General features: G+C 64.7%; 26 protein-coding genes, 1 tRNA gene and 4 pseudogenes. 12 read left to right on the forward strand and 19 right to left on the reverse strand.

Annotated features, from left to right (window positions below):
* The 3 genes from C492_RS02480 to C492_RS02490 form a co-directional block, all read right to left on the reverse strand.
* Positions 1–1,669: UvrD-helicase domain-containing protein (locus tag C492_RS02480; RefSeq protein ID WP_008420214.1), on the reverse strand; the 1,669-nt coding region annotated here is incomplete at its 3' end.
* Entirely contained in the window at positions 1,662–2,675 is a 1,014-nt protein-coding gene (locus C492_RS02485; protein ID WP_008420215.1) for a PD-(D/E)XK nuclease family protein, read from the reverse strand. The genes C492_RS02480 and C492_RS02485, both read right to left, overlap by 8 nt.
* Positions 2,668–4,833, reverse strand: a complete 2,166-nt coding sequence (locus C492_RS02490) for a PD-(D/E)XK nuclease family protein (RefSeq protein ID WP_008420216.1) — start codon at positions 4,831–4,833, stop codon at positions 2,668–2,670. Before C492_RS02490 ends, C492_RS02485 begins: the two co-directional genes overlap by 8 nt.
* A 107-nt stretch (positions 4,834–4,940) precedes the next feature.
* Here C492_RS02490 and C492_RS02495 point away from each other — a divergent pair, with 107 nt between their 5' ends.
* The 4 genes and pseudogenes from C492_RS02495 to C492_RS25080 all read left to right on the forward strand — a co-directional run bounded on the left by C492_RS02495 (position 4,941) and on the right by C492_RS25080 (position 8,251).
* Positions 4,941–5,348 carry a CBS domain-containing protein gene (locus tag C492_RS02495; protein ID WP_008420217.1) on the forward strand — a complete coding sequence of 136 codons (408 nt, stop codon included), beginning with the start codon at positions 4,941–4,943 and terminating at the stop codon, positions 5,346–5,348.
* Positions 5,349–5,622: 274 nt separating this feature from the next.
* Entirely contained in the window at positions 5,623–6,972 is a 1,350-nt protein-coding gene (locus tag C492_RS02500) for a S8 family peptidase (RefSeq protein WP_008420219.1), read from the forward strand.
* 309 nt (positions 6,973–7,281) lie between these two features.
* Positions 7,282–7,521 carry a hypothetical protein gene (locus C492_RS02505; RefSeq protein WP_008420221.1) on the forward strand — a complete coding sequence of 80 codons (240 nt, stop codon included), beginning with the start codon at positions 7,282–7,284 and terminating at the stop codon, positions 7,519–7,521.
* Positions 7,522–7,856: 335 nt separating this feature from the next.
* A pseudogene (locus C492_RS25080) lies at positions 7,857–8,251 on the forward strand (hypothetical protein).
* Between the two features lie 21 nt (positions 8,252–8,272).
* Here the strand turns inward: C492_RS25080 and C492_RS23410 are convergent.
* The 12 genes and pseudogenes from C492_RS23410 to C492_RS02550 form a co-directional block, all read right to left on the reverse strand.
* Complete coding sequence (locus C492_RS23410; protein ID WP_152424788.1) at positions 8,273–9,511, reverse strand: DUF6414 family protein; 1,239 nt, start codon at positions 9,509–9,511, stop codon at positions 8,273–8,275.
* 34 nt (positions 9,512–9,545) lie between these two features.
* Positions 9,546–10,256: an AAA family ATPase gene (locus C492_RS22050; RefSeq protein WP_083898732.1), complete on the reverse strand. Its 711-nt coding sequence runs from the start codon at positions 10,254–10,256 to the stop codon at positions 9,546–9,548.
* A gap of 16 nt (positions 10,257–10,272) precedes the next feature.
* The gene (locus C492_RS23415; RefSeq protein WP_152424789.1) at positions 10,273–10,800 is read right to left on the reverse strand and encodes a hypothetical protein; all 528 of its coding nucleotides are present in this window, start codon (positions 10,798–10,800) and stop codon (positions 10,273–10,275) included.
* Between the two features lie 339 nt (positions 10,801–11,139).
* Positions 11,140–11,721: pseudogene (locus C492_RS02510) on the reverse strand (DNA-binding protein); the annotation flags it as partial.
* A gap of 272 nt (positions 11,722–11,993) precedes the next feature.
* Positions 11,994–12,065: transfer RNA gene (locus C492_RS02515), tRNA-Ala, on the reverse strand.
* Positions 12,066–12,187: 122 nt separating this feature from the next.
* On the reverse strand, positions 12,188–12,847 hold the full coding sequence (locus tag C492_RS02520; protein WP_008420225.1) for a rhomboid family intramembrane serine protease: 660 nt from the start codon (positions 12,845–12,847) through the stop codon (positions 12,188–12,190).
* 110 nt (positions 12,848–12,957) lie between these two features.
* Positions 12,958–13,266, reverse strand: coding sequence for a 30S ribosomal protein S10 (gene rpsJ, locus C492_RS02525; protein WP_008420226.1), 309 nt, complete (start codon positions 13,264–13,266; stop codon positions 12,958–12,960).
* Entirely contained in the window at positions 13,267–14,532 is a 1,266-nt protein-coding gene (gene tuf / locus C492_RS02530; protein WP_008420227.1) for a translation elongation factor EF-1 subunit alpha, read from the reverse strand. It abuts the gene before it with no gap.
* A 152-nt stretch (positions 14,533–14,684) separates the two neighbouring features.
* A complete protein-coding gene (locus C492_RS02535; RefSeq protein WP_008420229.1) occupies positions 14,685–15,632 on the reverse strand; it encodes a homoserine dehydrogenase in 948 nt (315 codons plus the stop codon).
* Positions 15,632–16,198, reverse strand: coding sequence for an amino acid-binding ACT domain-containing protein (locus C492_RS02540; protein ID WP_008420230.1), 567 nt, complete (start codon positions 16,196–16,198; stop codon positions 15,632–15,634). The genes C492_RS02535 and C492_RS02540 overlap by 1 nt, the downstream gene beginning before the upstream one ends.
* Before the next feature lie 135 nt (positions 16,199–16,333).
* Positions 16,334–16,696 carry a NifU family protein gene (locus tag C492_RS02545; protein WP_008420231.1) on the reverse strand — a complete coding sequence of 121 codons (363 nt, stop codon included), beginning with the start codon at positions 16,694–16,696 and terminating at the stop codon, positions 16,334–16,336.
* Positions 16,697–16,801: 105 nt separating this feature from the next.
* Entirely contained in the window at positions 16,802–17,779 is a 978-nt protein-coding gene (locus C492_RS02550) for an ROK family protein (protein WP_008420232.1), read from the reverse strand.
* 115 nt (positions 17,780–17,894) lie between these two features.
* Between C492_RS02550 and C492_RS02555 the strand changes: the two genes are divergently transcribed.
* Complete coding sequence (locus tag C492_RS02555; protein WP_008420233.1) at positions 17,895–18,353, forward strand: hypothetical protein; 459 nt, start codon at positions 17,895–17,897, stop codon at positions 18,351–18,353.
* A gap of 9 nt (positions 18,354–18,362) precedes the next feature.
* Here the strand turns inward: C492_RS02555 and C492_RS02560 are convergent.
* Positions 18,363–18,711: pseudogene (locus tag C492_RS02560) on the reverse strand (universal stress protein).
* Between C492_RS02560 and C492_RS25490 the strand changes: the two are divergent.
* Positions 18,673–18,804 carry a hypothetical protein gene (locus C492_RS25490; RefSeq protein ID WP_275040316.1) on the forward strand — a complete coding sequence of 44 codons (132 nt, stop codon included), beginning with the start codon at positions 18,673–18,675 and terminating at the stop codon, positions 18,802–18,804. The pseudogene C492_RS02560 and the gene C492_RS25490 overlap by 39 nt on opposite strands.
* Positions 18,805–18,877: 73 nt before the next feature.
* Here C492_RS25490 and C492_RS02565 read toward each other — a convergent pair whose 3' ends face one another.
* Positions 18,878–19,345: a universal stress protein gene (locus C492_RS02565; RefSeq protein ID WP_008420236.1), complete on the reverse strand. Its 468-nt coding sequence runs from the start codon at positions 19,343–19,345 to the stop codon at positions 18,878–18,880.
* A 116-nt stretch (positions 19,346–19,461) separates the two neighbouring features.
* Here C492_RS02565 and C492_RS02570 point away from each other — a divergent pair, with 116 nt between their 5' ends.
* From C492_RS02570 to C492_RS02585, 4 genes are all read left to right on the forward strand, one after another.
* On the forward strand, positions 19,462–20,202 hold the full coding sequence (locus C492_RS02570; RefSeq protein WP_008420237.1) for an SDR family NAD(P)-dependent oxidoreductase: 741 nt from the start codon (positions 19,462–19,464) through the stop codon (positions 20,200–20,202).
* A gap of 51 nt (positions 20,203–20,253) precedes the next feature.
* Entirely contained in the window at positions 20,254–20,943 is a 690-nt protein-coding gene (locus C492_RS02575; RefSeq protein ID WP_008420238.1) for a YqjF family protein, read from the forward strand.
* A 186-nt stretch (positions 20,944–21,129) separates the two neighbouring features.
* Positions 21,130–21,927, forward strand: a complete 798-nt coding sequence (locus tag C492_RS02580; RefSeq protein ID WP_008420239.1) for a YqcI/YcgG family protein — start codon at positions 21,130–21,132, stop codon at positions 21,925–21,927.
* The gene (locus tag C492_RS02585) at positions 21,924–22,496 is read left to right on the forward strand and encodes a cysteine hydrolase family protein (protein WP_008420240.1); all 573 of its coding nucleotides are present in this window, start codon (positions 21,924–21,926) and stop codon (positions 22,494–22,496) included. The genes C492_RS02580 and C492_RS02585 overlap by 4 nt, the downstream gene beginning before the upstream one ends.
* Before the next feature lie 77 nt (positions 22,497–22,573).
* On the opposite strand, the gene C492_RS02590 is transcribed toward C492_RS02585, so the two are convergent.
* Together C492_RS02590 and C492_RS24425 are read right to left on the reverse strand one after the other, a co-directional pair.
* A complete protein-coding gene (locus C492_RS02590; RefSeq protein ID WP_008420241.1) occupies positions 22,574–23,833 on the reverse strand; it encodes a digeranylgeranylglycerophospholipid reductase in 1,260 nt (419 codons plus the stop codon).
* A 112-nt stretch (positions 23,834–23,945) separates the two neighbouring features.
* Positions 23,946–24,095 (reverse strand): DUF7557 family protein, encoded by a 150-nt coding sequence (locus tag C492_RS24425; protein WP_169333431.1) that lies wholly within the window; start codon positions 24,093–24,095, stop codon positions 23,946–23,948.
* Positions 24,096–24,214: 119 nt separating this feature from the next.
* Between C492_RS24425 and C492_RS02600 the strand changes: the two genes are divergently transcribed.
* A complete protein-coding gene (locus C492_RS02600) occupies positions 24,215–24,457 on the forward strand; it encodes a hypothetical protein (RefSeq protein ID WP_008420243.1) in 243 nt (80 codons plus the stop codon).
* 231 nt (positions 24,458–24,688) lie between these two features.
* Positions 24,689–25,018: pseudogene (locus C492_RS02605) on the forward strand (transposase); the annotation flags it as partial.
* Positions 25,019–25,128: the final 110 nt, after the last annotated feature.

Here is a 25,128-nt window from a genome sequence, read left to right on the forward strand (position 1 = left end):
ACGACAGCAGCGTCCGGATTCCGGGGGCGATCCGGCCCCGGGGCGAACCCGAGCGTTCGTGCGGAATCCGTCGCTCCCGGAGCGCGTCGGCGACCAGCCGGGCGTGGCGGTTGGTGCGGACGATCACCGCGACGTCCTCGAGGGAGCGCTCGGGGACGTTCTCGCAGGTACCGTTCAACAGCCGGGAGACGGTCGTCGCGACCTGCTCGGCCGTCGGGTCGTCGAGCTCGTCGCTCTCGACCTTGACGACGCGGTCGGGGGGATCGTCCGCCTCGTAGGTTCCGTGCTCGCGGCCGTTCTCGCGGAGCGTCTTCGAGCCGTCGGCGTACGCACAGCGGTTGGTCAGCTCGAGGATCTCCTGGCGCGACCGGAAGTTCAGCTCGAGCTCGATCCCCTCGTGGTCGTCGTAGCGCTCGGCGAGGCGATCGAGTCCCCGCCGATCGGTCCCGCGCCAGCCGTAGATCGCCTGGTCTTTGTCCCCGATCGCGAGCAGGTCGGGACGGCCGGGGCCGTCGGTGAGCTCGGCGATGAGTTCGAACTGCGTCGCGTCCGTGTCCTGGAACTCGTCGCAGTAGACCTGCTCCCACTGGCCGGCGATCTCGTCGGCGACGGCCCCGTCTGCGAGCAGGTCGGTCGCGGTGCGGACCAGCTCGTCGAAGTCGAACGCCCGTTCGCGCTCGAGGGTCTCGTGGTAGTCGGCGTAGACCTCGGCGTAGTGGCGGGCCAGCCGGAGGTACTCGACGTAGTGTTTCAGCCGGCCGAAGGGAGTCTGCTCGATGCGGTCGGTTCCCGTCCCGCCGATCCGGTTCCCGAACAACGCCCGCGGCAGCTGTCTCGTGGTCGGCTCGTCGAGGTCGAGCGCCTCGTACACGTTCGTGACACAGCGCTGGAGGACCCGCAGGTAGCCGTCGACGTCACGGACGACTTCGTCCTCGCGAAACGCCGCCGGCGCCTCGGCGATCTTCTCCCGACAGTAGCTGATGAGCGTCCCGTACTCGACGAGCCCCTCGCGGGCCGCCTCGAGGTGTTCCTCCCGGTTGAAGTACCGCAGCGCCTCGTTGTCGAAGGAAAGCACCTCCTCGGCCCGGCGCTCGAGCCAGTGGACGAACTCCTGACAGAGCTCGAGCGTCCGGGTGTCGGGGAGTCGCTCCCGGAGGTCGGCGGGCGCGATGTCCTCGCGGCTCATCGTCGCGACGAAGCGGTCGACCGCGTCGGCGAGGTCGGCCGGGGAGCCGTCGCCGACGCTGGTCGCCGCGAACGCGTACTCCCGCTCGGCGAGCAGCCGACCGACGATCCGGCGGCGCTTGCGCTCGGTCACCACCTCGAACTCGGGGGAGTAGCCGAGGTAGTAGGCGTACTCCCGGACTAACCGGTGACACAGCGAGTGGTACGTCGAGACCGTGATCGCGGCGGCGACGTCGGGCTCGAGGCGTTCGGCGACGGCCTCGCGGATGCTCGCTGCGGCCTCGTTGGCGAAGGTGACGACCAACACGTCCTCGGGGTCGACCTCGCCGCGCTCGATCGCCCGCTCGACGCGCAGCAACATGGTCGTCGTCTTCCCCGTCCCGGCGCCCGCGTCGACGGACGTACAGGCCCGGTCGCTCTCGATGACGTCGCGCTGTCGCCCCCGCGGTTCGATCGGTTCCGCCGGCGGGCTCGCGCTATCCATCGAACCGCACCTCCGCGGCGAGGCGGTCCCGACAGCCGACGGCGTAGCCGCAGTCGGGACACGACTCGGCTGCGATCTCGTCCCACCGCGGCGTCGGATCGAACGCCCCCTCGAGGACGTCGCGAGCGACGTCGGCGAGCCGCGAGTCGACGGTTTCGTTGCGGTGTTCGTGAGTCATCGCGTAGGTGTGGTGGTCGACGTAGCCCTCGGTGAGGTCGATCGGCTCGACGGTCGCGTCGACGGCGCCTTGCACCCAGTTGACCGCGGTCCGGTTTCGGTCGGCGAGGGGAACCTGCACGTACCGGCAGGTCTTCCCCTCGAGCCCGAGTCGATCCCGTAGCCGGCGGAGGCCGTCGACGACGACGGCGGTCTCGAGGAGCGCGCCGACCGCCCGCGGCTCGAAGACGTCGGTCTCGGGGTCGAAGTGATCGACGAACAGCGAGGCGACGTCGCCCTCCCACTCCGAGCGGTACCGCAGGAGACCGAGCGGCGCGAGCGTCGGGACGAAGCCGACGGCGACGAGGCTCGAGTCCTCGCGGGTGACGTAGTCGACGGTGGCGTCGATCCGAACCCGATCGCGGTCGCTCCCCTCGGGAAGCGACCGCGGGCTCGCCAGCGGGAGCGCCGGCCCGACCAGCTCCTCGGGCGTCGCCGCGAGCCGATCGATCCCCGCCGCGTGGTCGGCGCCGACGCGCTCGAGGTAGGCCTCGAGGGTCGCCTCGAGGACCGCGCGCTCGTGCTCGCGCTGGGTTCGCGAGTGGAACGGCTCTTCGTGGCCGTCCCACAGTTCGGCGAGTCGATCCGCGGCGCGGGCCGCCAGCGACTCGCGGTCGGTCGCGCCCGAGCGCAGCGCCTCGCAGATCGCCGCCCGGAGGAGGTCGACCCGATCCCGCGAGGGGTCCTCGTCCTCTCCCTCGAGCCCGTGGACGCGGGCGTGCTCGTACCGCCTGGGGCAGTGCAGGTACGTCTCGAGCCCGGCGGCCGACAGCGCCGGCGGCTCACTCATTGCGGACCACCTCCCCCGCGGCGAACTCGAACTGCGAGCGGATCGCCTCCTCGAGCACGGGGTCGAGATCGTCCTCGGCGAGCAGCAGGGCGATCTCCTCGAACAGCTCCTCGGTCTCGCCCAGGTCGGCCCGGCCCCCGGTGCTGGCCTCGCGGAGGACGCGCTCGAGCTCCCCGCGGGGCTGTGCGAGCAGCGCCTCGATCGCGGCCGCCTCGCCGCGGATCCGGGCCCCTCCGGCTTCGAGGTCGTCCAGGGAGAGCCCCGACGCGGCGGCGAGCCGGAGGTAGCGCGACTCCTCGTGAGTTCGGCGGAGTCCCCCGGACCCGCGCTCGTACGAACAGCAGTACAGCCGCGTCCGGGCCGCGCCGGCGGCCAGCGCGAGTCGGCGGCGGGACCGTTGGGCGTGGTAGGCTCCGAAGGGGTCGGTTACGTCGTCCGGATCGTCGACGGGCGCGAACGTCTCGGCGACCGTCTCCGGGGTCGGATCGGTCACCGCGGGATAGTTCGGCATTGCCTCGAGCCACGCCCGCGGGAACAGTCGCGTGAGGTGCTGGTCTCCTGGGTACCGGTCGTCGACCAGATCGAGCAGGAAGACCGCCTCCCGGGAGTCGTACTTCAGGTCCTCGGCCGCACAGACCGCGACGCCCCCGGTTGGCGAGCTGGTCTCGACGGCGTGAACGTAGGGGGCGTCGTACCGGATCGTGCGCCGGAGCATCCGCCGAAGGCCACCCCAGTCCGGGCCGACCAGGTCGGTCTCCTCGACGAAGCCGGCGATCTCGAGTACGCGCTCGAGGCCCTCGAACTGCTCGCGGGCGTCGAGCCACGACTCCTCGCGGGCGATCCGACCCTTGAGGTCCGTGCGCTGGATCCAGCGCTCGAGCGAGCGCCGGACGCTCGAGCCGTCGCAGTCCTCGAGCAGCGCGCGGTCGAACCCCGGCACCCGGGCGCGGAGTCGGCTCGTCGTGTCGTCGTCCTCGATCGGGGGAGCTCCCCGCTCCCGGCGGGCCTGGAGCGTGACGAACGCGTAGAGCTCGTTGACGACGGGGTCCTCGGCGAGCGAGGGAGTGCCGATCGTCGCCGTCGGGATTCCGGCCTCGCGGAGGCGGCGTCTGGTCTCGGGCACGCGCTCGATTCCGGGGACCGCGACCGCGATCTCGTCGTCGGTCCAGCCCCGGCGCTCCCGCAGCGCCTGGATCTCCCGGGCGACGGCCCGGGTCTGCTCGCGGGCACTCCGGGCGCGGATCCGACGCGCCCGCCCCTCCGCGATCGAGCCGCCGGCCGTCCCGCGGGACGGCGCCTCGCCCGTCGCGAGAAACCGAGCGATCGGGCCGTGGGGAGCGGTCGATCCGGCCGCGCGCTCGGGCTCGAGGGGCTCGATCTCGAGGCCCGCCTCCCGCGCGATCGCGTCGACGGCCCCTGGCTCGACCCGGGTGCGCTCGACGCTCGCGTGGCGTCGGCCGAGACAGACAAGTTCGGCGTCGTCGGTGAGCGCGGCCAGGTAGCGTCGATCGAGCCGGCGGAACTCCTCGAACTCGACGGCCAGGACGGCGTCGAACGACGACGTCACGCGCCCGCGGACGCCGTCGGCGTCGTCCTCGAGCAGCGAGACCGCCCGCGGGATCACGTCGGCGCGCTCGACGTACCCCCGCTCCTCGAGGACCTCGTGGAAGCGGTCGTTCGTCGCGTACAGGAAGGCCAGGCAGTCGTGGGGATCCTCCAGATCCGCGAGCCGGAGCCGCTGGCGGGTCGCCCCGAGCAGCAACTGGCCGACGTCGCGGGCGAACCCCTCGCGGTCGGCCGCGCGCTCGAGGTAGTCGGGAATCTCGCGGTCGGCGCCGTCGATCACCAGCGAGATGAGTTCGATGCGCTCCTCGTACTCGAGGCGCTCGAGGGTCGGGTCGAACGCCTCGATCGTCTTCGAGGCGTGCTCGGGAACCGACTCGACGCGGGGCGAGCGGGGTGGCTCCCCGGCGCCGGCGGTTCCGATCGCCTCGGTCAGGCGCTCGAGGCCCGTCGGGTGGCGCTTGAGTACGAGGACGTTCCGAGAGCCGTGGCTCGCGGCGAGGTCCGCGTACAGTTCGGCGGCGGCCTCGGCGGGATCGACCCAGGGACCGGGGAGGAGTGTACAGGAACCGGAGAGGCGGGGCGGCGGAGTCATCACCGTCACCGACTATGTCCGAATCCGTACTTAAATTTGCGCCGCCGGATCGGCGAGAGGGTGGCCGGTTGGCCAACCCTTATGCGATCCAGTACCAAGCGTCTCGTATGGACGATATTTTCGTCGCGCGAGTGATGTCGACCGACCTGCAGACGGCGACGCCGGAGACGCTCGTCGAGGACGCGGGACAGATCATGCGCGATCAGGGCGTCGGCTCGGTCCTCGTCGTCGACGGGGAGAACCGTCTCGAGGGGATCCTGACGACGACGGACTTCGTCGACATCGTCGCCGAGAGCCACCCGAAAGCCGAGACCGCGGTCTCGCGGTACATGAGCACGGACGTCATCACGACCGACGCACAGACGGGGATCCGCGACGCGGCGGATCTCATGGTCGAACACGGCGTCCACCACCTCCCCGTCGTCGACGACGAGGAGGGCGTCATCGGCATGGTGACCACGACGGACCTGACCGCCTACCTCTCGCGGGTGCAGTCGCCGAGCCCGGAGCCGTAGTCCCGGACCGCGCGTTCTCGATCCGCGGTTCCGATAGCGGGCGATTCGAGAGCGACACGGCTCTCGACGACCGTTCCGAACGACGAAGTCGCTCGAGAGATTCGCGCTACAAGCGTCGGCACTCGACGTAAAACCGGAACTGCCGATACGTTCCGAATTCATGAATATAAATTTTTACCCGAGTCGCAGATACGGATACGGACGAAAACGCGTATCGGAACGCCCTCACCTGCACTCGGTAGGTCGGCAATCCGCGTCGTCGACCGCTCGAACTATGGACCGACGCACCTTCATCACGGCAAGCGGCGTATCGCTCGGAACCCTCGCGATCGGCACCGTCGCGACGGCGACGGAAGCGACCGGGCGGTTCCTCGTCGACCGCTCGAGTCTGCGCGACGAGGACCGCGTCGAGATCGTCCACGAGCTAGCGCCGGTCGACCTGCTGGTCGTCCGATCCAGCGAGGCCGAACTCGAGGGCCAGGGGGCCGAGTTCGCTCCCGACGTCCGGATCGATCCCAACGCCTATCGACCCGCTCGACGGGACTCGGCCGACGCGCTCGCGGAGGGCGAGGACCTGACGGAGTACCAGTGGGACAAGCGGGACCAGGGACTCCCCGAAACCCACGACGTTACCCGCGGCGAGGACACTCGCGTCGCGATCATCGACTCGGGGATCGCGGCGGGCCATCCCGACCTGGAGGGGCAGGTCGACCTCGAGCTCTCGCGGAGCTTCGCCGACGACGACTACGGCGTCGGCGGACCCTACGGCGGGACCCACGGCACCCACGTCGCGGGGATCGTGGGCGCGAACGACGACGGAACGGGGGTCGTCGGCTCGGCACCCGGAACGGAACTCGTCGACCTGCGCGTGTCCGGACCAAGGCTCGAGAGCCGGGACGGAGGAGAGCTGCCGCCGACGTACTGGGGCGACACCTACTACGGCTCGGTGCTGGCGGCGCTGGTCTACGCCGCCGAGATCGGCTGCGACGCCGCCAACCTCAGCCTCGGCTGGACCTGGCGGATGCGCCAGGAGGGATGGGGCAGGTTCTGGGGGCAGGCCCACCAGCGCGTCGGGACGTACGCGAGACGGCAGGGGACGCTCCACACCCACGCCTCGGGCAACTGGGGCGAGAGCCTGCAGTTCAACCGGGACGAGACCGACTCCTCGGAGACTGCCGGCGGGATCACGACGAGTTCGACGGGACCCGTCGGGTTCGATCCCGACACCGGCGAGTACGTCGAACCGCCGTACGCGCCGTCGACGTACACGACCCACGGCGTCGGTGCGATCGATCTCGCCGCGCCGGGCGGGCAGGGCGGCGAGTACGAACAGGACAACGTGCTGAACGCGATCGCGATTCCGGATTTCGGCGAGGACGGCGAGTACCTGGGCGCCGACTACGGCCACGCCTGGCTGGCCGGCACCTCGATGGCGGCCCCGCAGGTCGCGGGCGCCGTCGCGCTCGTCAAGAGCGTCGACGAACGGGCGAACGCCAACCAGGTGCGGACGACCCTCGAGCGAACCGCCTCGGTGCCCGACGAGTACGAGCGCAAGTACTACGGACGGGGGTACCTCGACACGCTGGCGGCGGTCGAGGACGCGGCGGGGCCGGGTCGGCCGTAGGGCGTTCGCGTCTCCCTCGCTGGCACCGCTCGAGGGACCGGGCTCTCGAGCGCTGCGGCAACATTTGCCAGACGGCCGCTTCTTATCGTGTTCCACAAGAGAGACCAACGCGGCCCCGCAGTCAGAGACACGTAGTACGGGCCCACACCCACCACCAGCGCGGGGGTTTCGTCCCCGCTCGTTTCGATCGACGAGCCGCTGCCGTGTGGCGATCGTACCAGACCGCGCCGGTTCTCGAGGGCGAACCGGTAGCCGTCGGTTTTGTCCGTGTCGGTGGATTGATACGCGACGGCGGTGCAGGGGTAGACGATGGGGAACGGTGATCACCGAACCGGCGAGACGGGGGGTGTCGAGGTCGAACTCGCGTCCGAGCGCGACGATCAGCGGACGGAGACGCTGGTCCGAACCTTCGAGCAAGTGACGATCCTCGAGTCGGGGTGGCTCCGGGGGAGCGAGCCCGCCGATGGGTGTGGCGTGCGGTACTACCCGCCGAAGCGGGTACTGGACATTCGCTGGAGTGGGTTTACAGGGCTCGAGGGATCTCGGTGATTTTTCGGTGCTGCTCGAGTGGGGATGTCGGGCTGTTCAATACGAGGACGTCGCCGAGACTTTCGGTCGGCTGGTAAATCGTCGCACGGAGGCCTGCTCAGTTGATCGGCGGTGTCGTCGACAGCCAAACCGCTATGAGTGGCGACTAACTCGGCAGAGTAAAGGAGTGGACTCGCAGGGATGGTGAAACCTCCGATCGAACCGCGTGGTTTTGAGATTCATGGTCGTATCTACTCGGTTTAGTAGGTTCTAGCGGCGAACCGTCATATTCTCACGCTCGGCGGGCCACCCGGAGGAGTTTATATCGGCGCGCGACGCGTGTGGTATGCGTGAATCTGAATCGCTCGAAGCGAGCGAACCACTTTGGCACGATCTGTGAGAAGCGCATGACGAAGAAACGGAGGTTCGACCTCAAGCGCTCGAGCTGGCACGACGCCAAGTTCGGGAACGGAACGCCGGTCGGGATCAAGAGTACGATGCTCCAGCACAGGACGGGTAGCCGGGAAACTTCAAAGTTTCCCGAAAGTACCACAAAAAGCTGCGGCGGACCGGGGGATGGTACTGTTCCGTAGTGTACCGGCCACATGGGTAATCAAGGTGTACGGTGGTTCGTGATAAGATGGTCCGCTCGAGAGATCGACCGTTGCTGCGGTGGCATGGTGGCGGAGATCATCGAAAGACTAAGCAGGCGAAAATTCCGAGTTGTTATATATTTAAATTAGTTATTTAACAATTATGTAGATAAGCATCGTTACCAGTAAACCGCAATTATTTTTGACTCAATATGTGGGCCATCAACATAATCCATATTTTGAGGTGTATCTTCAGAAAAGTTATCTTCGCATATGAGTTCATTTTTTATCCTTTCTTCCATCGATTTAGATAGAGGTATTTTATTTTCCCGAAGATAATTTGCATAAGATCCGTAGAATTCATACAACTCCATATTCCCTGCCGCAGATGCTGGTGGGAGATCGTTCACTTCTAATAAATATTCGCCCACAAACGATCTATGATCGCTATCAGTGATACTATCTATAGCAGCAAACTCATCAAATTTGGCTAGTTTTTCTATCCAATCTTCAGGGTTAATCTGGTCCTCATTCCCTTCACCTGCCTCTTTTTCAGCGGCCCTAGCAGCACGTTCCATAAAAAAGGTTATTTTTTGAGCTAATGGTTTGGAAACGGACTCTATACGCTGAGCAATATCAATTGGGTGCCATTCATCTTCGCCCTTTTCGTTGTTGTCATCCTGGTCGTTATCTTTTGTATAGACCCTCTTAACTCGACAAAACACAGTATATTCTTCCTTATTGAATAGGGCATTGGGGATATCTTGCCAAAGTTTCTCTATGTTGAGATGGCCAACAATATATAGTGGCTCCCCACGCTCATCGCAATCAGAAGAAATACGTTTAATCTCTCCATCTATAATATGATAATCCAATAATTTTCCACTGACTGGCACCTCAGAGCCGAACATTGATCCAATTAAATTGAGTAGCTCTTCCTGTTCTGAATTAGATGCCTGTGGGAAATTTTCGTGGAGATGTGTTAGCACATTATGGAATCTGAATAAATAATGTGTCTCTAGTTCTACTTCGACTTTCATAACATCGCTACGTTCAATCTCACGGAGATTTTTTTGAGATGTCTCCTTTTCGTCAAAAATACCTATATCATCATTTTTGCGCCTATGTTGTTCCAATTGGTCGAATAGTGATTGAATTGCGTAGTTGTGTACTACCTCTGTCGAATTCTCATCCATATCGACCTTTTCACCATTTATTCTTGCACCGACTCCGGAAATGCTGGCATTGAGTTCCCCGCCTTTTCTTTTTTCTGATTTACTAGCAATCTGTTCAACTTTTTCTTCTTTTATCGCCCCTTCAATAGAAGCTAATAAGCTAACCACGCTGTCTCTATCCAGATATATAAATTCACGTAGGTTTTTGTCTACCGCTTCACCTATCTGATTTGAATCTTTCATTGGTTGACTTGATCCACCAATCCATCTCCAATATTTATGCATTGTTTTGATGTTTCTCAGATATTTCTTTCTCGCGCCGTTGCTGGCGTTCAATGTTATCAACCTGATCTTGTATTCTATTGAATGCTCGATCAATATCCATTGGATATACTTCTGGTTGTTTTCCCTTATCGCGTCTTTCTAAAATCAGAATTTCTGCAATCTGTTCAAAGAAGGATTTGATATGTGCACCTGACCACCCATTTGATCTACTAGCAAGTGCTTCAAAAGAAATTCTACTGTTGAAGCTAATCTCTGGCTTATAAAGATCAAATAATTGTTTCCTCTCTTTTTCCGAGGGACGAGAAAACTTGATTTCTCTACCGAACCGTCCTGGGCGTCGGAGTGCTGGATCTATTTCGTCAATAAGATTGGTCGCACCTATGACAACCACTTGTCCACGATCTTCTAAACCATCCATCAACGAAAGGAGTTGACCAACCGGCTGGCGTCCGGATTCTTGTGACTGGTCTCTTCGAGGAGCTATTGAATCGATTTCGTCGAAAAATATAAGTGCTGGAGAATTATCTTTAGCATGTTCAAATATGTCTCGTAGTTTTCTTGCTGTTCCCCCTCTCAGTTCATATGAAAGTTCTGGTCCCCGAATATTGTAAAAAGCGGCATTATTGACTTGACTTGCAACAATCTTTGCTAGATGTGTTTTTCCCGTTCCTGGTGGCCCATGAAAAATAATACCTTTCGGTATATTCCCTCCTAAACCATTAAATCTCTGGTTCTTTTAATGGTATTTCTACTTTCGTTCTAACTTCATCAAGAACATTAGAAGGACCCACGAAATCATCATATTCATTTTCGGGAAGATTTTGTTCCTCATAGTCAGAAGGATTTGAGTGATCACCTTCGTAATCTCCGTTTTGCTCATCCCGTATAACATTTATTAGATTTTTATCGATCACTTCATATATTTCGCCTAATTCTGTCAGAAATACACCTTCCCCGGCTGTAATATCATCGTTCGGTTTCGGTAGCACCTGCCGACCTGTGCTCGATATAACCGTTATTTTGTCGTCAGCCACCACTTCTACAGCTGCTGGTTTTCCGTCTGGAACACCTGTTTTGACAACTTCCGTTGCAACCTCTCCAGAGGGATAGGAGGTGGTTTCTACATAATCTCCTGCTGTTACTAATCCAGATATTCTATTCTCCACCCTAATTATTTCTCCCTCGTCAAACAAAAGTAAATGATCGTTTTCTACAGAGGCAACTTGCAGGACTCGCTTTTCCTCCATTGATACTCAACTCGCATCTAAGAGCATATGTTCCTTATGGTGATATTTCGTTCCTATATGTCTAATTTAGAATCAATCAGATATTGGTTTCCATCTATTTAAATATTATAAAAATATGTGGCCTACATTTCCTGTGCTTCCTCTGGAATTCTGCTGTGCAGAGATGAGGCGGGTGCGGTGTAATTTTTTGGCTCTGTTCCCTTGAGGACACCCACCAAGGGGGTTTTCGCGCGAAGAGCGAAACGACCCGGCAGGCGTTGCAGTGCGATCGCGGCGCCGACCCCACCCTCGAGGCGAGGGCTACAACCAAACTTGCATAATAATGGCTATAGTACAATCTTATTTGCTGAAAAGAATTTCCAAAAAAGCGTTGCCACTACCGAGATCGGTTTCGTGGTCGGTGACGGCGCCGACGAATCTGACTTCTGTTCCGCCGCCCGGCGTCCTCCAGGTCATCTATGCTCGCCGGAGAACGGATAGATCGTTACCCGACTTCGACCCCTTCTCGAGCTCTTCCGCGGCGGTTGTGTGAACGTTCTCGAAACTACTCGACTTCAGATTCGAAAGAATCGTGTTGATCCGGAGTCGCTCGGGATCTCCTTCCTGATCGAAGTCGATATCGGCGCCGTTCTCGGTGATCCACTGCTGAAACGGTGACAACTCGGCGACGTGATCGGCCAGGCCCATCACGTGCGGAATCCGGTCGGCGTAGTTCTTGATTGCGTATTCGGCGCTCTCGACGAGCGCGTGGAGTTCGTCGTGATACTTCCGGACCTGAAATGAGACGTCGCCCTGATCAAGCTCGAGGTCATCATGGAAATTTTCGATCACCTGGTAGATCGTCGCTAGATACTTCCCCAGCTCGCCACTGAGACCGTCGATGGTCGCACCGCCGTCAGTCGTGACCTCCTCGACGATCTCAGAGAGCGAACTAGCATCTAATCTGTGAACCGCGTATGGACCACTGGACTCGCTGGGACTGAGCAAACCCGAAGGGTTTGCGAGGTACAGCGAGTCCACTCCTTCACGTCGCTTCGCTCGTTCAGTCGTGGACTCGCTGGGATATTGAACTACGCCCAGACGTTCCGGGTCGCTCGCTGCGCTCGCGTCCCGGGCTGCGACTGGTCTCGTTCAAATCCCAGCTTCGACGACGATTCGCGCGGCTCACGAATTTGTGAGCCGCGCAAGAATCATGGACTCGCTGGGATTTGAACCCAGGGCCTCTTCCTTGCGAAGGAAGCGATCTACCACTGATCTACGAGCCCGCGACCGTTTCTATCCGCGAGATCTACTTGTAGCTTGCGTTTCGGGGGCGACGTGGGCCGCGGGCACACGCGACGGAGGGCTGTCCTCGAGAGTATCGCCGACGGCGTCCTCGAGACCGCGGTCACACCGCCGACCGGTTCCGCGCCCGCCGCGAGCGCGTCTCGAGCACGCCGGCTCGACCCGCGAGCAGCCCGAGCAGGAACCCGGTGAAGTGGGCGACCAGGGCGACGCCGGGCGCGCCCGTCGCGATCGTGATCAGCCCCGCGAGGACGACGAAGGCGACCGCGGCGGCCCACCGCGGGATCTCGACGACCGACGCGAGCCCGTCCGAGAGGCGGTTGCCGGCGATCAGATAGCCCGCCAGCGCGAACACCGCGCCGCTGGCGCCCAGCACGGCGGTCGGGTTTCCGAGCCCGAGCGAGGCGACGAAGCTGCTGGTCAGCACCTGGGCGATCCCCGCGAGCGCTCCCGTCGCGAGGAAGAAGGTGTGAAAGCGCAGCCGGGTCGTCGCGCGGGCGATCGGCCAGCCGAACAGCACGAGCCCGACGCTGTTCGAGATCAGGTGGCCGAGCCCGCTGTGGGCGTAGACGCTGGTGACGATCGTCCACGGGTTGACGGTCAGGGGCGGCCCGAGGACGAACAGCCCGGTCATCAACCCCGCGCTGACGAACGCGGCGACGGTCTGGAGGACGAGGACGACCGCGAAGACGACCAGCAACTCGAGAATGGGGTCGCCGGAGCGGGAGTCGGTATCGGAGCCGCGGCGCGAACGGATCACCATACTACCGGTATGCGAGACGGCGGTAAAAGTTCACCCGGCCTACACTCTCCTGGCGCGACGGTGCTACGGCTCGCGAGGCGCGAAAAAACGGAAAATCCGAAGCGCCGAGATCAGTCCTCGAGGACGATCTCGATCGAAACGTCGTTCGGCACCTGGATGCGCATGAGCTGACGGAGTGCGCGTTCGTCGGCGTCCAGGTCGATCAGGCGCTTGTGGACGCGCATCTCCCAGTGCTCCCACGTCGCGGTGCCCTCGCCGTCAGGCGACTTCCGGGTCGGCACCTCGAGGGTCTTCGTCGGCAGCGGGATCGGCCCGCTGAGGTTGACGCCGGTGTTGCTCGCGATCTCGCGGACGTCGTCGCAGATATCGTCCAGATCGTCCGGACTGGTGCCCGCGAGTCGAACGCGTGCCTGCTGCATTTATTCGTTGACCTCGAGGACCTTGCCGGCCGCGATGGTCTGGCCCATGTCGCGGATGGCGAAGCTCCCGAGCTCGGGGATCTCGCTGGACGGCTCGATGCTGAGGGGCTTCTGCGGTCGGATCGTCACGACCGCAGCGTCGCCCGACTGGATGAAGTCGGGGTTCTCCTCGGCGACCTCGCCGCTGGACGGGTCCATCTTCTTGTCGATGGACTCGATCGTACAGGCGACCTGAGCCGTGTGGGCGTGGAAGACCGGGGTGTAGCCGGCCGTGATGACCGAGGGGTGCTGCATGACGACGACCTGGGCCTGGAACGTCTCGGCGACGCTCGGCGGGTCGTCGGCGGGGCCACAGACGTCACCGCGGCGGATGTCGTCCTTGCCGATGCCGCGGACGTTGAATCCGACGTTGTCGCCGGGTTCGGCCTTGGGGACCTCCTCGTGGTGCATCTCGATCGTCTTGACCTCGCCGCCCACGTCGCTGGGCTGGAACGAGACGTCGTCGCCGACGTTCATGACGCCGGTCTCGATACGTCCGACGGGGACGGTACCGATACCCGAGATCGTGTAGACGTCCTGGATCGGCAGCCGCAGCGGCGCGTCCGTCGGCGGCTCCGATTCCGGCAGGTCGTTCAGCGTCTCCAGCAGGGTGCGGCCGTCGTACCACGGCGTGTTGTCGGAGGCTTCGGCGACGTTGTCGCCCTCGAACGCCGAGATCGGGATGAACGAGTTGTCGTCGACCTCGAAGTTAACCTGGTTGAGCAGCTGGTTGACTTCGTCGACGACGTCGTTGTAGTCGTCCTCGGAGTAGTCGACGACGTCCATCTTGTTGACCGCGATGATCAGCTTCTCGATGCCCAGGGTTCGGGACAGGAAGACGTGCTCCTGGGTCTGGGGCGCGACACCGTCGTCGGCGGCGACGACGAGGACGGCGTGGTCCGCCTGGGACGCGCCGGTGATCATGTTCTTGACGAAGTCGCGGTGACCAGGCGTGTCGACGATGGTGAAGTAGTACTCGTCGGTGTCGAACTCCTGGTGGGCGATGTCGATGGTGACCCCGCGCTCTCGCTCCTCGGCGAGGTTGTCCATGACGTAGGCGAACTCGAAGCCGCCCTTGCCCTTCTCTTCGGCTTCCTCGCGGTGCTGTTCGATTACGTGCTCCGGGACGCTCCCCGTTTCGTAGAGGAGTCGGCCCACGAGCGTACTCTTCCCGTGGTCAACGTGACCGATGATGGCCAGGTTCTGGTGGGGTTTGTCTTCGCTCATTGTTGTAGCTCACGCGCAAAGGCGCTTATATCGGTCTCTTTTGCTCGTTGCGGTTAAAACCATTTCGAAAGCGTATTCGAGTCGCCCCGACGCCCGCTTGCGGTTTGTGCCTCGTCAACACGATCTCGAACCCGACGGCGGCGGCGACCTCGTCACCGATCGGGGAGGCGACCGACGTCCGACAGCACCGCCGTCGCGGTCTCGGGACCGCCCGCACCGCGGCCGCTGTTGTGGAGGCTGCCCGCGTGTTTGGTCTCGAGCTGGACGATGTTTCGGGTCCCCGTCACCGCGAGCGCGCCGTTTTCCGGGACCAGCCGGGGTCCGACGCGGACCCCCTCGCGGGAGGCCTCGCCGATGAGCCGGATCGTGCGCCCGTCCTCGGCGGCGAGCTCGAGCGCGCTGCCGGGGATATCCTGGATTCCCTCGACGGTCGCGTCCTCGAGCGAGAACCCGCCGTCGGCCAGCACGTTCGCGAGGATCACGAACTTCAGCGCGGCGTCGGTGCCGTCGACGTCGAAGGTGGGGTCGGCCTCGGCCACGCCGAGGTCCTGGGCCTCCGCGAGGACGTGCTCGTAGTCCAGTCCTTCCGCGGCCATGCGCGTGAGGATGAAGTTCGCGGTGCCGTTGAGGACGCCACGGGCGGCGGTCACCGCCTGGGGCGTGCAGTCCTCGATCGTCGACAGCACCGGGATGGCGCCGCCGACGGTCGCCTCGAACCGGATCGAGCCCGCGCTGTCGGCCTCGAGCGCGCGAAGCTCCTCGTAGCGCTCGGCGACGGGACCCTTGTTCGCCAGGACGGCGTGGCGGTCGGCCTCGAGCGCCCGCCGCACGTGGGTGAAGCCGGGCTCGGCGTCGCCCAGCGTCGTCGGGGTCGCCTCGATCAACACGTCGTAGTCGGTCTCGAACGCTCGCGCGGGGTCGGCCGACCCGATCGGTTTGCCGCCGACCTTGCGCTCGAGCGCGCCCTCGACGTCGATTCCGTCGGCGTCGACGGCCGCGCCGGCGGAGTCGGTGATCGCGACGACCTCGTGACCGTACTCGCCCGCCAGATCGGCGACCGAGCGGCCGACGTCGCCGGCGCCGGCGATCGCGAGCCGCATCAGGCCTCACCCCCGGTCAGCGGTTCGACGACGGTCAGCTCCTTGTCGGCGCCGATCGAACGGATCGTCTCGAACGCGTGCTCGGTTCGACCGGAGTCGATCGCGAGCCGGAGTCGAGCGCTGGCGGTCGCGTCGGTGCCGTCGGGCGCCGCGAGCGAGAGGTCCTTCACGACCGCGTCGGCCTCGTCCTCGATCCGCGACAGCGTCCCCGAGAGGTCGGTCTCGACGAGGTGGCCGACGAGGATCACGTTGAGCTCCTCGCCGTAGTGTTCCGCGCCGGCCTGGATCACGTTGACGCCGGCGTCCCGGAGCGCGTCGACGATCCCGTCGAACCGCTCGGGCGGGCTCTCGAGGTCGACCTCGACGGGGATGTGTCCTCGCGGCGTGATGTTGCCCCGCTCGTGGTGGATGCTCAACAGGTTGCCGCCGTTGTCCGCGATCGGCGCGAGCGCGCGAAGCAACTCGCCGGGCTCGTCGACCAGTTCGAGCCGAACGGTGTAGGCGCGAACGCCGCCGTCGGTCTCGGCCTCTTCCTCGTCGGACTCGGGCTCGGATACGTCACCCATCGTCGTCACCTCCGAACTGCGGGCGTCCAGGCGTCGTCATACTCTGTGACTCCGTAATGGGCGTGTAAAAGGATATAGGACTTCCCAAAACTCTCCGGGCGTGCCAACAGCCGGCACGGCCGCTCGAGGTCGCACTCAGAGGTGATCCTCGCCGGGGTTCGAGGATCCCCAATCCCCTCGGCCGCCCTCGGTGCGGTCGATTCCCATGATCGACTCGGCCTGGTCCGGCCCGCCGAGGCTCTCGCGGGCGTCCGGGATGCGAACCGTGACCTCGTCGATCTCGGACCACGTGAGCAGTTCGGCCTCGATGTTGCTCGTCGTGATGTCGCCGACCGAACACCCCTTGCAGCCGCCGCCGAGTTCGATGATGACCTCGCCGTCGTCTGGGTCGGCCTTCCGGACCGCGCTGGTCCCCCCGTGCATCTGGATGATCGGCATCTCGCGCGTGAGCCACGTCTCGACGCGTTCTTTCAGCGGAGCGTCCTCGGTGCCAGTCATTGCCCGAGCTAGGAACTGGAGCGGTGAATAGGTTTGGACCGAAACCTTCACGATCGTTCGGTACAGCGCCGCCGAAGCCGTTCGAGCGACCCGAACCGGGACGAGTCAGCCCTGCAGCTGCCCGCGGTCGCCGGTGCCGCCCGTCAGGGCGCTGGCGATCGCTCCCTCGAGGACGACGTCGTCGCCCTGGTCGGTGACGCGGATCTCCGGGACGTTGTTCAGCAGCATCTCGGAGACGCGCTCGCGGATCGGATCGACGACGAGCTCCTCGTTGTGGAGCGCGACCGCGCCTCCGAAGGAGACGACGATCGGGGCGAACGACTGGATCACGTTGGTGACGCCGACGGCGTTCCAGTGGGCGAGCTGTTCGATGGCGTAGTCGGCGAGATCGTCCTCGCCGGCCAGCTCGAAGACGTCCTTCGCGGTGAAATCGGGGCTCTCGAGCGCGAGGCCAGTGTCGATCGTCGGGTCGTCGTCGGCGAGCAGCCGGACGTAGTCGGGGATCGCGTTCCCCGAGCAGTACGCCTCCCAGTGGCCGTCGTGGCCGCAGCCGCAGGTCAGTCGCCCGCGGGGATCGACGACGCAGTGTCCGACCTCGCCCGCGTTGCCGTCCCAGCCGGCGAGGATCTGTCCGTCGCAGCAGACCCCGGCGCCGATCCCCGACGAGATCGTGATGTAGACCATGTCGTCGGGGTTTCGGTCGGCGTGGAACCGCTCGCCGATGACGCCCGCAGCCGTGTCGTTGTGCAGGTAGACCTCGTCGCTGTCGACGAGGTTCGCGATGGGACCGGTGAGCGGAATGCGATCGATCGAGTCGGGGAGGTTCGCCGGGTCGATCACCGCCCCTTCGGCGAGGTCGAACGGGCCGATCGAACCGATCCCCGTCGCGGCGATCCGCGTCGGTGCGATTCCGGCCTCGCCACACGCCTCGCGAAGCGTCCGGAGCACTCCCTCGGTGACGTCGATTCCGGTGGGACCTCGCGGCGTCCCGTTGCGGCTGACGCCGATCGTCGCCCCCTCCTCGTCCGCGACGGCCGCCCGGACGTTGGTCGCGCCGAGATCGACGCCCGCGTAGTAGACCATGCTATCCTAACGAGCGCCGTCGGCGCACTTAACTACCCGTATCTTCACTCGAGTGCGAGTAGTTACCGGGAACCCCGGTCGCCACACGTATGGGATGAGAACACATACATCAGGTATGGCGACCGACGAGTCCGAAGCCGACGCAAAACCGGAGACCGCGCTCACCGACTCGGAGCTCGAGGCGCTCCACGAGGTCGAACTCGGCCTCGAGTGGCTCCAGCGCGCCCAGGGCTGTCTGCTCGAGTTTCACCACGCGACGGGCCACGGAATGGACCACCTCGACGACGCCGAACGACTGCTCAGGGCAGGCGGTCACGAGGCGCTCGCGGACGCGGTCCGGACCGAGTTGCTGCCCCACGGCGTCGTCGACGGCGACCGGTGGTCCTACGACGTCCTCGAGGACTTCCAGGGAACGCTGCTGGCCGAGACGGCCGCCCTCGAGGCTCGCGTCCGCCAGGAACTGGCCGACGGACGGCGCCACGTCCCGGAGCGACGTCAGGAGCGACGCTGGAAGGAACGGGCCGATCGAGCCCGGCCGAAAGCGACGGAGCGAGCCTCGAGAGACGACGAGTAGCCGTCCGGGTCACTCCATCACGTCGAGATCCCGGTAGTAGGTGACCGGACAGGGCGCGGCGAGAATGATCTCCTGGGAGACCGAGCCGAGCACCGCCTTCTCGGCCGGCGACCGTCGGCGACCGCCCACGACCAGGCGGTCGGCGTCGACCGCCCGCGCCATCTCGACGACCTCCGTCCCCACGTCGCCGAGCGCACCTCGAACGTCGGTCTCGACGCCCGCCGCCGAGAACCGCTCCTCGAGGTCGGGAACCGGCGGGCGTCNGCGCCATCAGAGATGTGTATAAGAGACAGTCCTCGTACTCCGCGGCCGTGAAGGCGTGGCCGATCACGACGGCCGCGTCCAGCGGCGCCGCGATCTCGAGGACGGTGTCGGCGAGCTCGTCGGTTCGGACGGTGTCCATCGGCCCCACGGCGAGCAAAACGGTATCGATACCCATGCGGTGACGTGACCTCCCCGTCCGCTTAAGCGTTCGCGATCCCGCAGGAGTTCGGCGGGCGTTCAGCGACCGCCGTCCGCCGGAATCAGTCCTCGTCCTCCCCGGCGCTCCGGACGAACGTCACCGGACACGGCGAGGAGAGCAACACTTCCTGGGCGGTCGAGCCGAAGACCGCCTTCCCGGTTGGCGACCGACGGCGACCGCCGACGACGACCCGGTCGGCGGCGACGCCCGTCGCGAGCTCGACGATCGTCGATCCGTGGTCGCCGATGTCCCCTCGCACGTCGTAGTCGACGCCCGCCTCATCGAGCTCGCGCTGGATGTCCCGGATCGTCGAGTGGCGGGAGGCGACCTCGTCCGGACGGACCTGGTCGCTCTCGGCGTCCATCTCGAGGTTCTCGAGGACCTCGTTGTACTCGTCCTGAGTGAAGACGTGGGCCAGAACTACCGTCGCGTCCGCGGGCGCTGCGACTTCGATCACCGTCTCCGCGAGCTCGTCGGTCCGGTCGGCGTCGCCCGGACCGACGGCGAGCAGGATCGTCTGTAGCGTCATACCCCACCCATGTATCGGCGTCGGCTTAAATTCCGGAGTTGCAACGGCGGGCGGAGCCGCCGCGTCGGTCGCCGGTTCCGGGTGGCTTTTCCCGTCGGTCCGCGATCGGACGCGGTATGAACGAGCCCGATCTCTCGGATCGCACCGCGCTGGTCACGGGCAGCGCGAGGGGCGTCGGCCGCGAACTGCTGCTCGCGACCGCCGACCGCGGCGCGAGCGTCGCCGTTCACTACCACACCAGCGCCGACGCCGCCCGCGAGGTCGCCGAGGCGGCCCGCGAACGCGGCGCGGCCGACGCGATGACGGTACAGGGCGACGTCACCGACCCCGAGAGCGTCGACGGTCTGTTCGCGGCCGTCGAGGCCGAACTCGGCGACGTCGACGTGCTCGTGAACAACGTCGGCGACTTCGCGCCCGCCCGCTGGGACGACCTCGAGTTCGAGACCTGGAACCGCGTCCTCGAAACCAACCTCAACGGCACCTACCTCTGTTCGAAGCGCGCGCTCCCGTCGATGCGGGAAGCAGACTACGCCCGTATCGTCAACGTCGGGTACGCCTCCTCGGAGAAGGGTCTGGTGAGCCCGAAGAACTTCCCGTACTTCGTCGCGAAGGCGGGCGTCTTGATGTTCACGCGGATGCTCGCCGCCGACACGCAAAACGAGGGCGTGACGGTCAACGCTATCTCGCCGTACGTCGTCGAGAACTCCGACGAGTTCCCCGAGGAACTCCCGCGGGACCGCCCCGCGAGCTTCGAGGACCTGATCAATCCGCTGTTGTTCTTCCTCGATCCCGACAGCGAGTACGTCAGCGGCGAGAACGTCGAAGTCGACGGCGGCTGGCTTCCCGAGGACGTGTAGGCACTCGTTTCCGGCGGGGGCTTTTTCGGCGCACCCGTCGCGAGGACCGGTATGACGCTTCCGGTTGCGATGGGATGGCGCCACCTCCTGTTCGCGAACTGGCCGATCGCTCCGGCGGTCGTCGACGACCGCCTCCCGGACGGCCTCGAGCCCGACACCTACGACGGGCGCGCGTGGCTCTCGATCGTCCCGTTTCGCAACGTCGCCGTCCGTCCTCGAGGTGCGCCCGCGAGGCTGGGGTTCGGGCTCCCCGAACTCAACCTCCGGACCTACGTCCGCCGGAACGGGGAGTCGGGGGTCTACTTCTTCAGTCTGGACGCCGACGGCGTCCTCGGCGTCCTCGCCGCCCGGCTCACGCACCGGCTGCCGTACTACAACGCGCGCATCGAGATGCGGCTGGGGTCGAGACACGTCTCGTTCGCGAGCGAGCGTCGCCACCCGGGTGCGGCCCCCGCCCGGTTCGCGTGTCGGTACGAACCCGTCGGCGAGTCCTTCGCGCCGAACCCCGGCTCGCTCGCGGCGTTTCTCACCGAGCGCTACCGGTACTACACGACGGGGCGTCGGGGCGAACTCCGCTCCGCCGACCTCGTCCACGAACGCTGGTCGCTCCGGCCGGCGACGGTCGCCCTCGAGAGGAACGCGCTCTTCGAGGCCAACGGCTTCGACGCCCCGGCGACGTCTCCAGTCTGTTACTACAGCCCCGGGGTCGACGTCGTCTCCTCGCGAAACCGACCCCGCTGAACGCGCGTCGGGTTCCGGGTGCGGCTCCTCGAGGGCGGTCCTAACGGACGGGTCGGCTCGCGTCGCACCGGGCGGAGCCGCGCCGCTCGCACACGTTCGGTCGGTCGCCTTCCGGGCGCGGCGCGACCGCCCGAATCCCGGACGCGACGCGAAGGTACATCCCCTCTCGGTTCCAGCACTCGCCCGATGAACGAACCCGGCGTGCAGTCGCTGATGGATCAGGAGACGCTCGACGAACGGGTGCGAGCCGGCGACGCGCCGGCGTGGGTCGACGCGCACTGGCGGTCGTTCCGGGAGGGGCTGCTCGGCGAGCGAAACGGGACGCCGTTTCCCTGCTTTTTCGGCGCGGAGTCGGTCCAGCAGGGGGAACCGCTGTACACCGCGGTGCCGTCGATGTCCGACGCCGACGCCCTGCTGACGCTGCGCGATCGGATCCTCGAGTACCTCGAGCTCTACCGCGAGCACTCGCCGCGGGCCTCGCTGGTGACGTTCTTCAAGCCGCCGGAAGAACCGCTCTCCGAGCGGGAGTACCACGACGCGCTGTGGCACGTCCTGCAGACGCTGCACTGCCACGACCCCGAACCCTGGCCCGAAACCATTCCGACGAACCCGGACGACGAGCGCTGGGAGTTCTGTCTGGGCGGCGAGCCGATGTTCCCGACCTGCCGAGCGCCCTTTTACGGCGAGCGCAAGAGCCGGTACTGTCCGATCGGGCTCGAGGTCACCTTCCAGCCCCGGGCGCTGTTCGAAAACCTCGGCGTAACCGCCGACACCCACGCCGGCCAGCAGGCCCGCGACGTGATCCAGGACCGCCTCGAGGGGTACGACGGCGTCTGTCCCCACGCCGATCTGGGCGACTGGGGCGTCGAGGGCGACCGCGAGTGGCCCCAGTACATGCTGACGGCCGACGACGCCCAATCGCCCGAGGAGTGTCCGATGACGGTCACGCGAGAGCATCCGAAACCCGGTGCGCAGCTGCCATGACCGACACCGAGGACCGCGACGGCCCGGAACCGACGCTGGTGCTGATCGACCTTCAGGAAGGGTTTGACGACCCGGCGTGGGGGACGCGGAACAACCCCGACGCCGAACGGCGCGCGGCCGAGTTGCTCGAGGCCTGGCGCGGGGCCGACCGTCCCGTCGTCCACGTTCGTCACGCCTCGGACGAGCCCGACTCGCCGCTGCGCGGCGACGAGTCGGGTTTTGCGTTCAAATCCGAGACGGCGCCCCTCGAGGGCGAGGCGACGTTCGAGAAGTCGGTCAACGGCGCCTTCGTCGGGACGGGCCTCGAGTCCTGGCTCCGCGAGCGCGGGCTCGAGCGGCTCGTCGTCGCCGGGCTGACGACCGACCACTGCGTCTCGACGACGGTCCGGATGGCCGAGAACCGCGGGTTCGACGTCACCGTGGTCGCCGACGCGACCGCGACGTTCGACCGCGAGTTCGACGGCGAGCGCTTCGGCGCCGAGACGATCCACCGGACGGCGCTGGCCCACCTCGAGGGCGAGTTCGCGACGGTCGCGACGGTGGCGGAGCTGGCAGGCGAAACCGAGTGACGAGAGCCAGTCCGGAGTTCACGGGACGGGCGACCGTCCCGGTCGTCCCGGGCGGATCGGACGACGACGGACGGGTATCAGGGAAGCTTGCCGTTCAGCGGCAGCTTCCCGTCGAGCTGTCGTTTCGCCAGGCGCGCGAGCAGCGAGACGTCCTCGAGGCCGAGCAGCTTCGCGATCCCCAGCGGGTTGCCGTTGTTGGCCTTCGCCAGGGTCTCCTCGTCCAGCCGATCGAGGTCGCGCATGAACTCGTCGTACCGCTCGTTGTCCGCGAGGTACAGCAGCTGGGTCATCAGTAGCCGCTTCTCGGCGTTCGGGGCGACCTGCTTGTGCCACAGCGAGTCGTACATCGAGAGGTTCTCGGCGGTCGGCTCGACGCCGTCGTGTTTGAGACAGCTGTCGGCGGCGGCGGCGGCCATCCGTCCGGACTTCATGCAGGTGTGGATCCCCTCTCCCCAGATCGGATCGACCGTCGGGACGGTGTCGCCGATCGCCATGAAGCGATCGGTGTGCATTCGTCCCGGCGGCTGAATGTGGGCCGAGCCGCGGTGTTGCTTGCCCTCGATTCGCTCGGCGTTGCGAAAGCGCGGGTCGGTGTCGAACCAGTGAGAGAGGTAGTCGTCGACGGTGTAGTCGTCTCTGGCGCGCTGGTTGTGGTACTCGTTTTGGATGTAGCAGATTCCGACCTTCGCGGTGTCCTCGCCGGTGTGGAAGATCCAGGAGTAGCCGCCCGGGGCGATGTTGTGGTCCAACCGGAGCATCATCGCGTCGGTGAGATCGGCGAAGCCGGGGCGGTCGACCTCGATCCCCTCGAGTTCGTACTCGATGCCGACGGCGTGGTTCTCGCGTTTGAGGTCGGTGACGTCGAGTTTCTTCGCCAGCGGCGCGGCCGGCCCCGTCGCGTCGATCACGATGTCGGCGTACAGCTCCTCGTCGCCGTTGTAGGTGACGCCGACGGGCTCGCCGCCCTCCGTGATCGGCGCGGTCGCCCGCGCGTCGAAGCGGTACTCCGCCCCCTTCTCCCGACCGTCCTCGACGAGGTAGCGCTTGAAGTCCGCGAACTCGAGGACGGCGCCGGGGTGGCGTTTGACGTAGTGGTCGGTCGGCGACTCGAGGACGACCGTGTCGGTGTACTGCATCACGACGTCGTCGGGGATCCCGAACGCGGCCATCATCGAGTGGAACGTGCCCGCGGTCGACTTGTTGCTCTGGCGCGGGAACTCGTCTTCGGACTCGGTCTCGAGGACGACGACGTCGTGTCCGCGTCTCGCGAGGTCGCGCGCACACTGGGCGCCGGCCGGCCCGGCCCCGGCGACGACTACATCGTAACGCTCGTTCATAGTGCCGAAACTGTCTCGCCCCTTAATGAGTTTGTCCAACCAGTTCCGTCGTCGTGCAGTCGACGGAACTCGAACGCGGCGGCGAGACGACCCGCGGGACGACGGCGTCGACTCACTCGCTGTACCCTTCCTGCATGAACGTCCCCTCGGTCTCGTAGATCGAGACCAGTTCCTCGATCAACTCCTCGGGGGACTGGCCCTCGTCGCAGTGGCTGTCGAGTCGATCCTTCAGGTCGTCGCTGATCTCGAGCGTGTGAGACATGAGCGATCGTCGATCGAACGGTCGGTCGCCGCGATCAAATAGGTCGGGGGCGCGCATGCAGACACCGGCAGGCACGAGACGGCACCGCGATTATTCCCCCGCCCGAGAAAGGCGGTAGTATGGTAGCGACACTATCCGACGACGAGGTCGGCAAGAAAGTGATCGACGCGGAAGGGAAAGAGCTCGGGATCGTCGCGAAAGTCGAGAACGGCGAGGCCGCCGTCGACCCGAACCCCAGCGTCGCCGAACACCTGCTCGCGAAGATCGGCGTCGAGGGCGAGGACGAGGAGGACTACCTCGTCACCGACGGGATGATCGATCGGGTCGACGACGACACCGTCGTCCTCCAGGGCGACATCTAGGGCTCGACGCCGTCCGTCTCCGCGCTCGAGGGCGCCGAGAGCGACAAGCGAGCCGAGCGGATCAGCAGTTTCGAGGCGGAGCCCCCGGCCTCAAGGAGCGAGGGCTTCCGACCAGTCGGAAGTGCGAAGCGAGTAGGCCGGGGAGGAAGCCGACACTTCACGACACAAATCACGGGACGGTAGCCGCCCGACTCCCGGGCTATTATGTACCGTCAATACAATATCTGAACTATGGAGGTCAGACGCACCGTACCGGTCAAACTCGTCGTTCCCGACGAGTATCACGATGACCTCCACGAAACCGCCGAGCAATTTCTCTACTGCGCGAACGAGGCCAGTGACTACTGCTGGGACAACACCGACTACGAAGACTGCGTAACCTCGAACGCGAAGGCCAGAGATGCATTGTACGACCGTCTCCGCGAGGAAACAGACCTCACAGCAAACCTCGTCCAAGAAGCCATCCGGCGTGCCGTCCACGCCGTCGACAGCGGCGTTGATCGCTGGAAAAAGGGCAAACGGACGAACAAACCGGAGTTCACCTCGTGGAGTATGGTGTACGGGCTGTGTTGAATCGCTGTAAGGCGGAGGATTTTACTGTTTGATGGCACGTTTGATGTTGTAAACGACACACATCAGGGCGATTTCACGGAACTCTCGATACCAGGTAC

This window comes from Natronococcus jeotgali DSM 18795 (assembly GCF_000337695.1).
Taxonomy (GTDB): domain Archaea; phylum Halobacteriota; class Halobacteria; order Halobacteriales; family Natrialbaceae; genus Natronococcus; species Natronococcus jeotgali.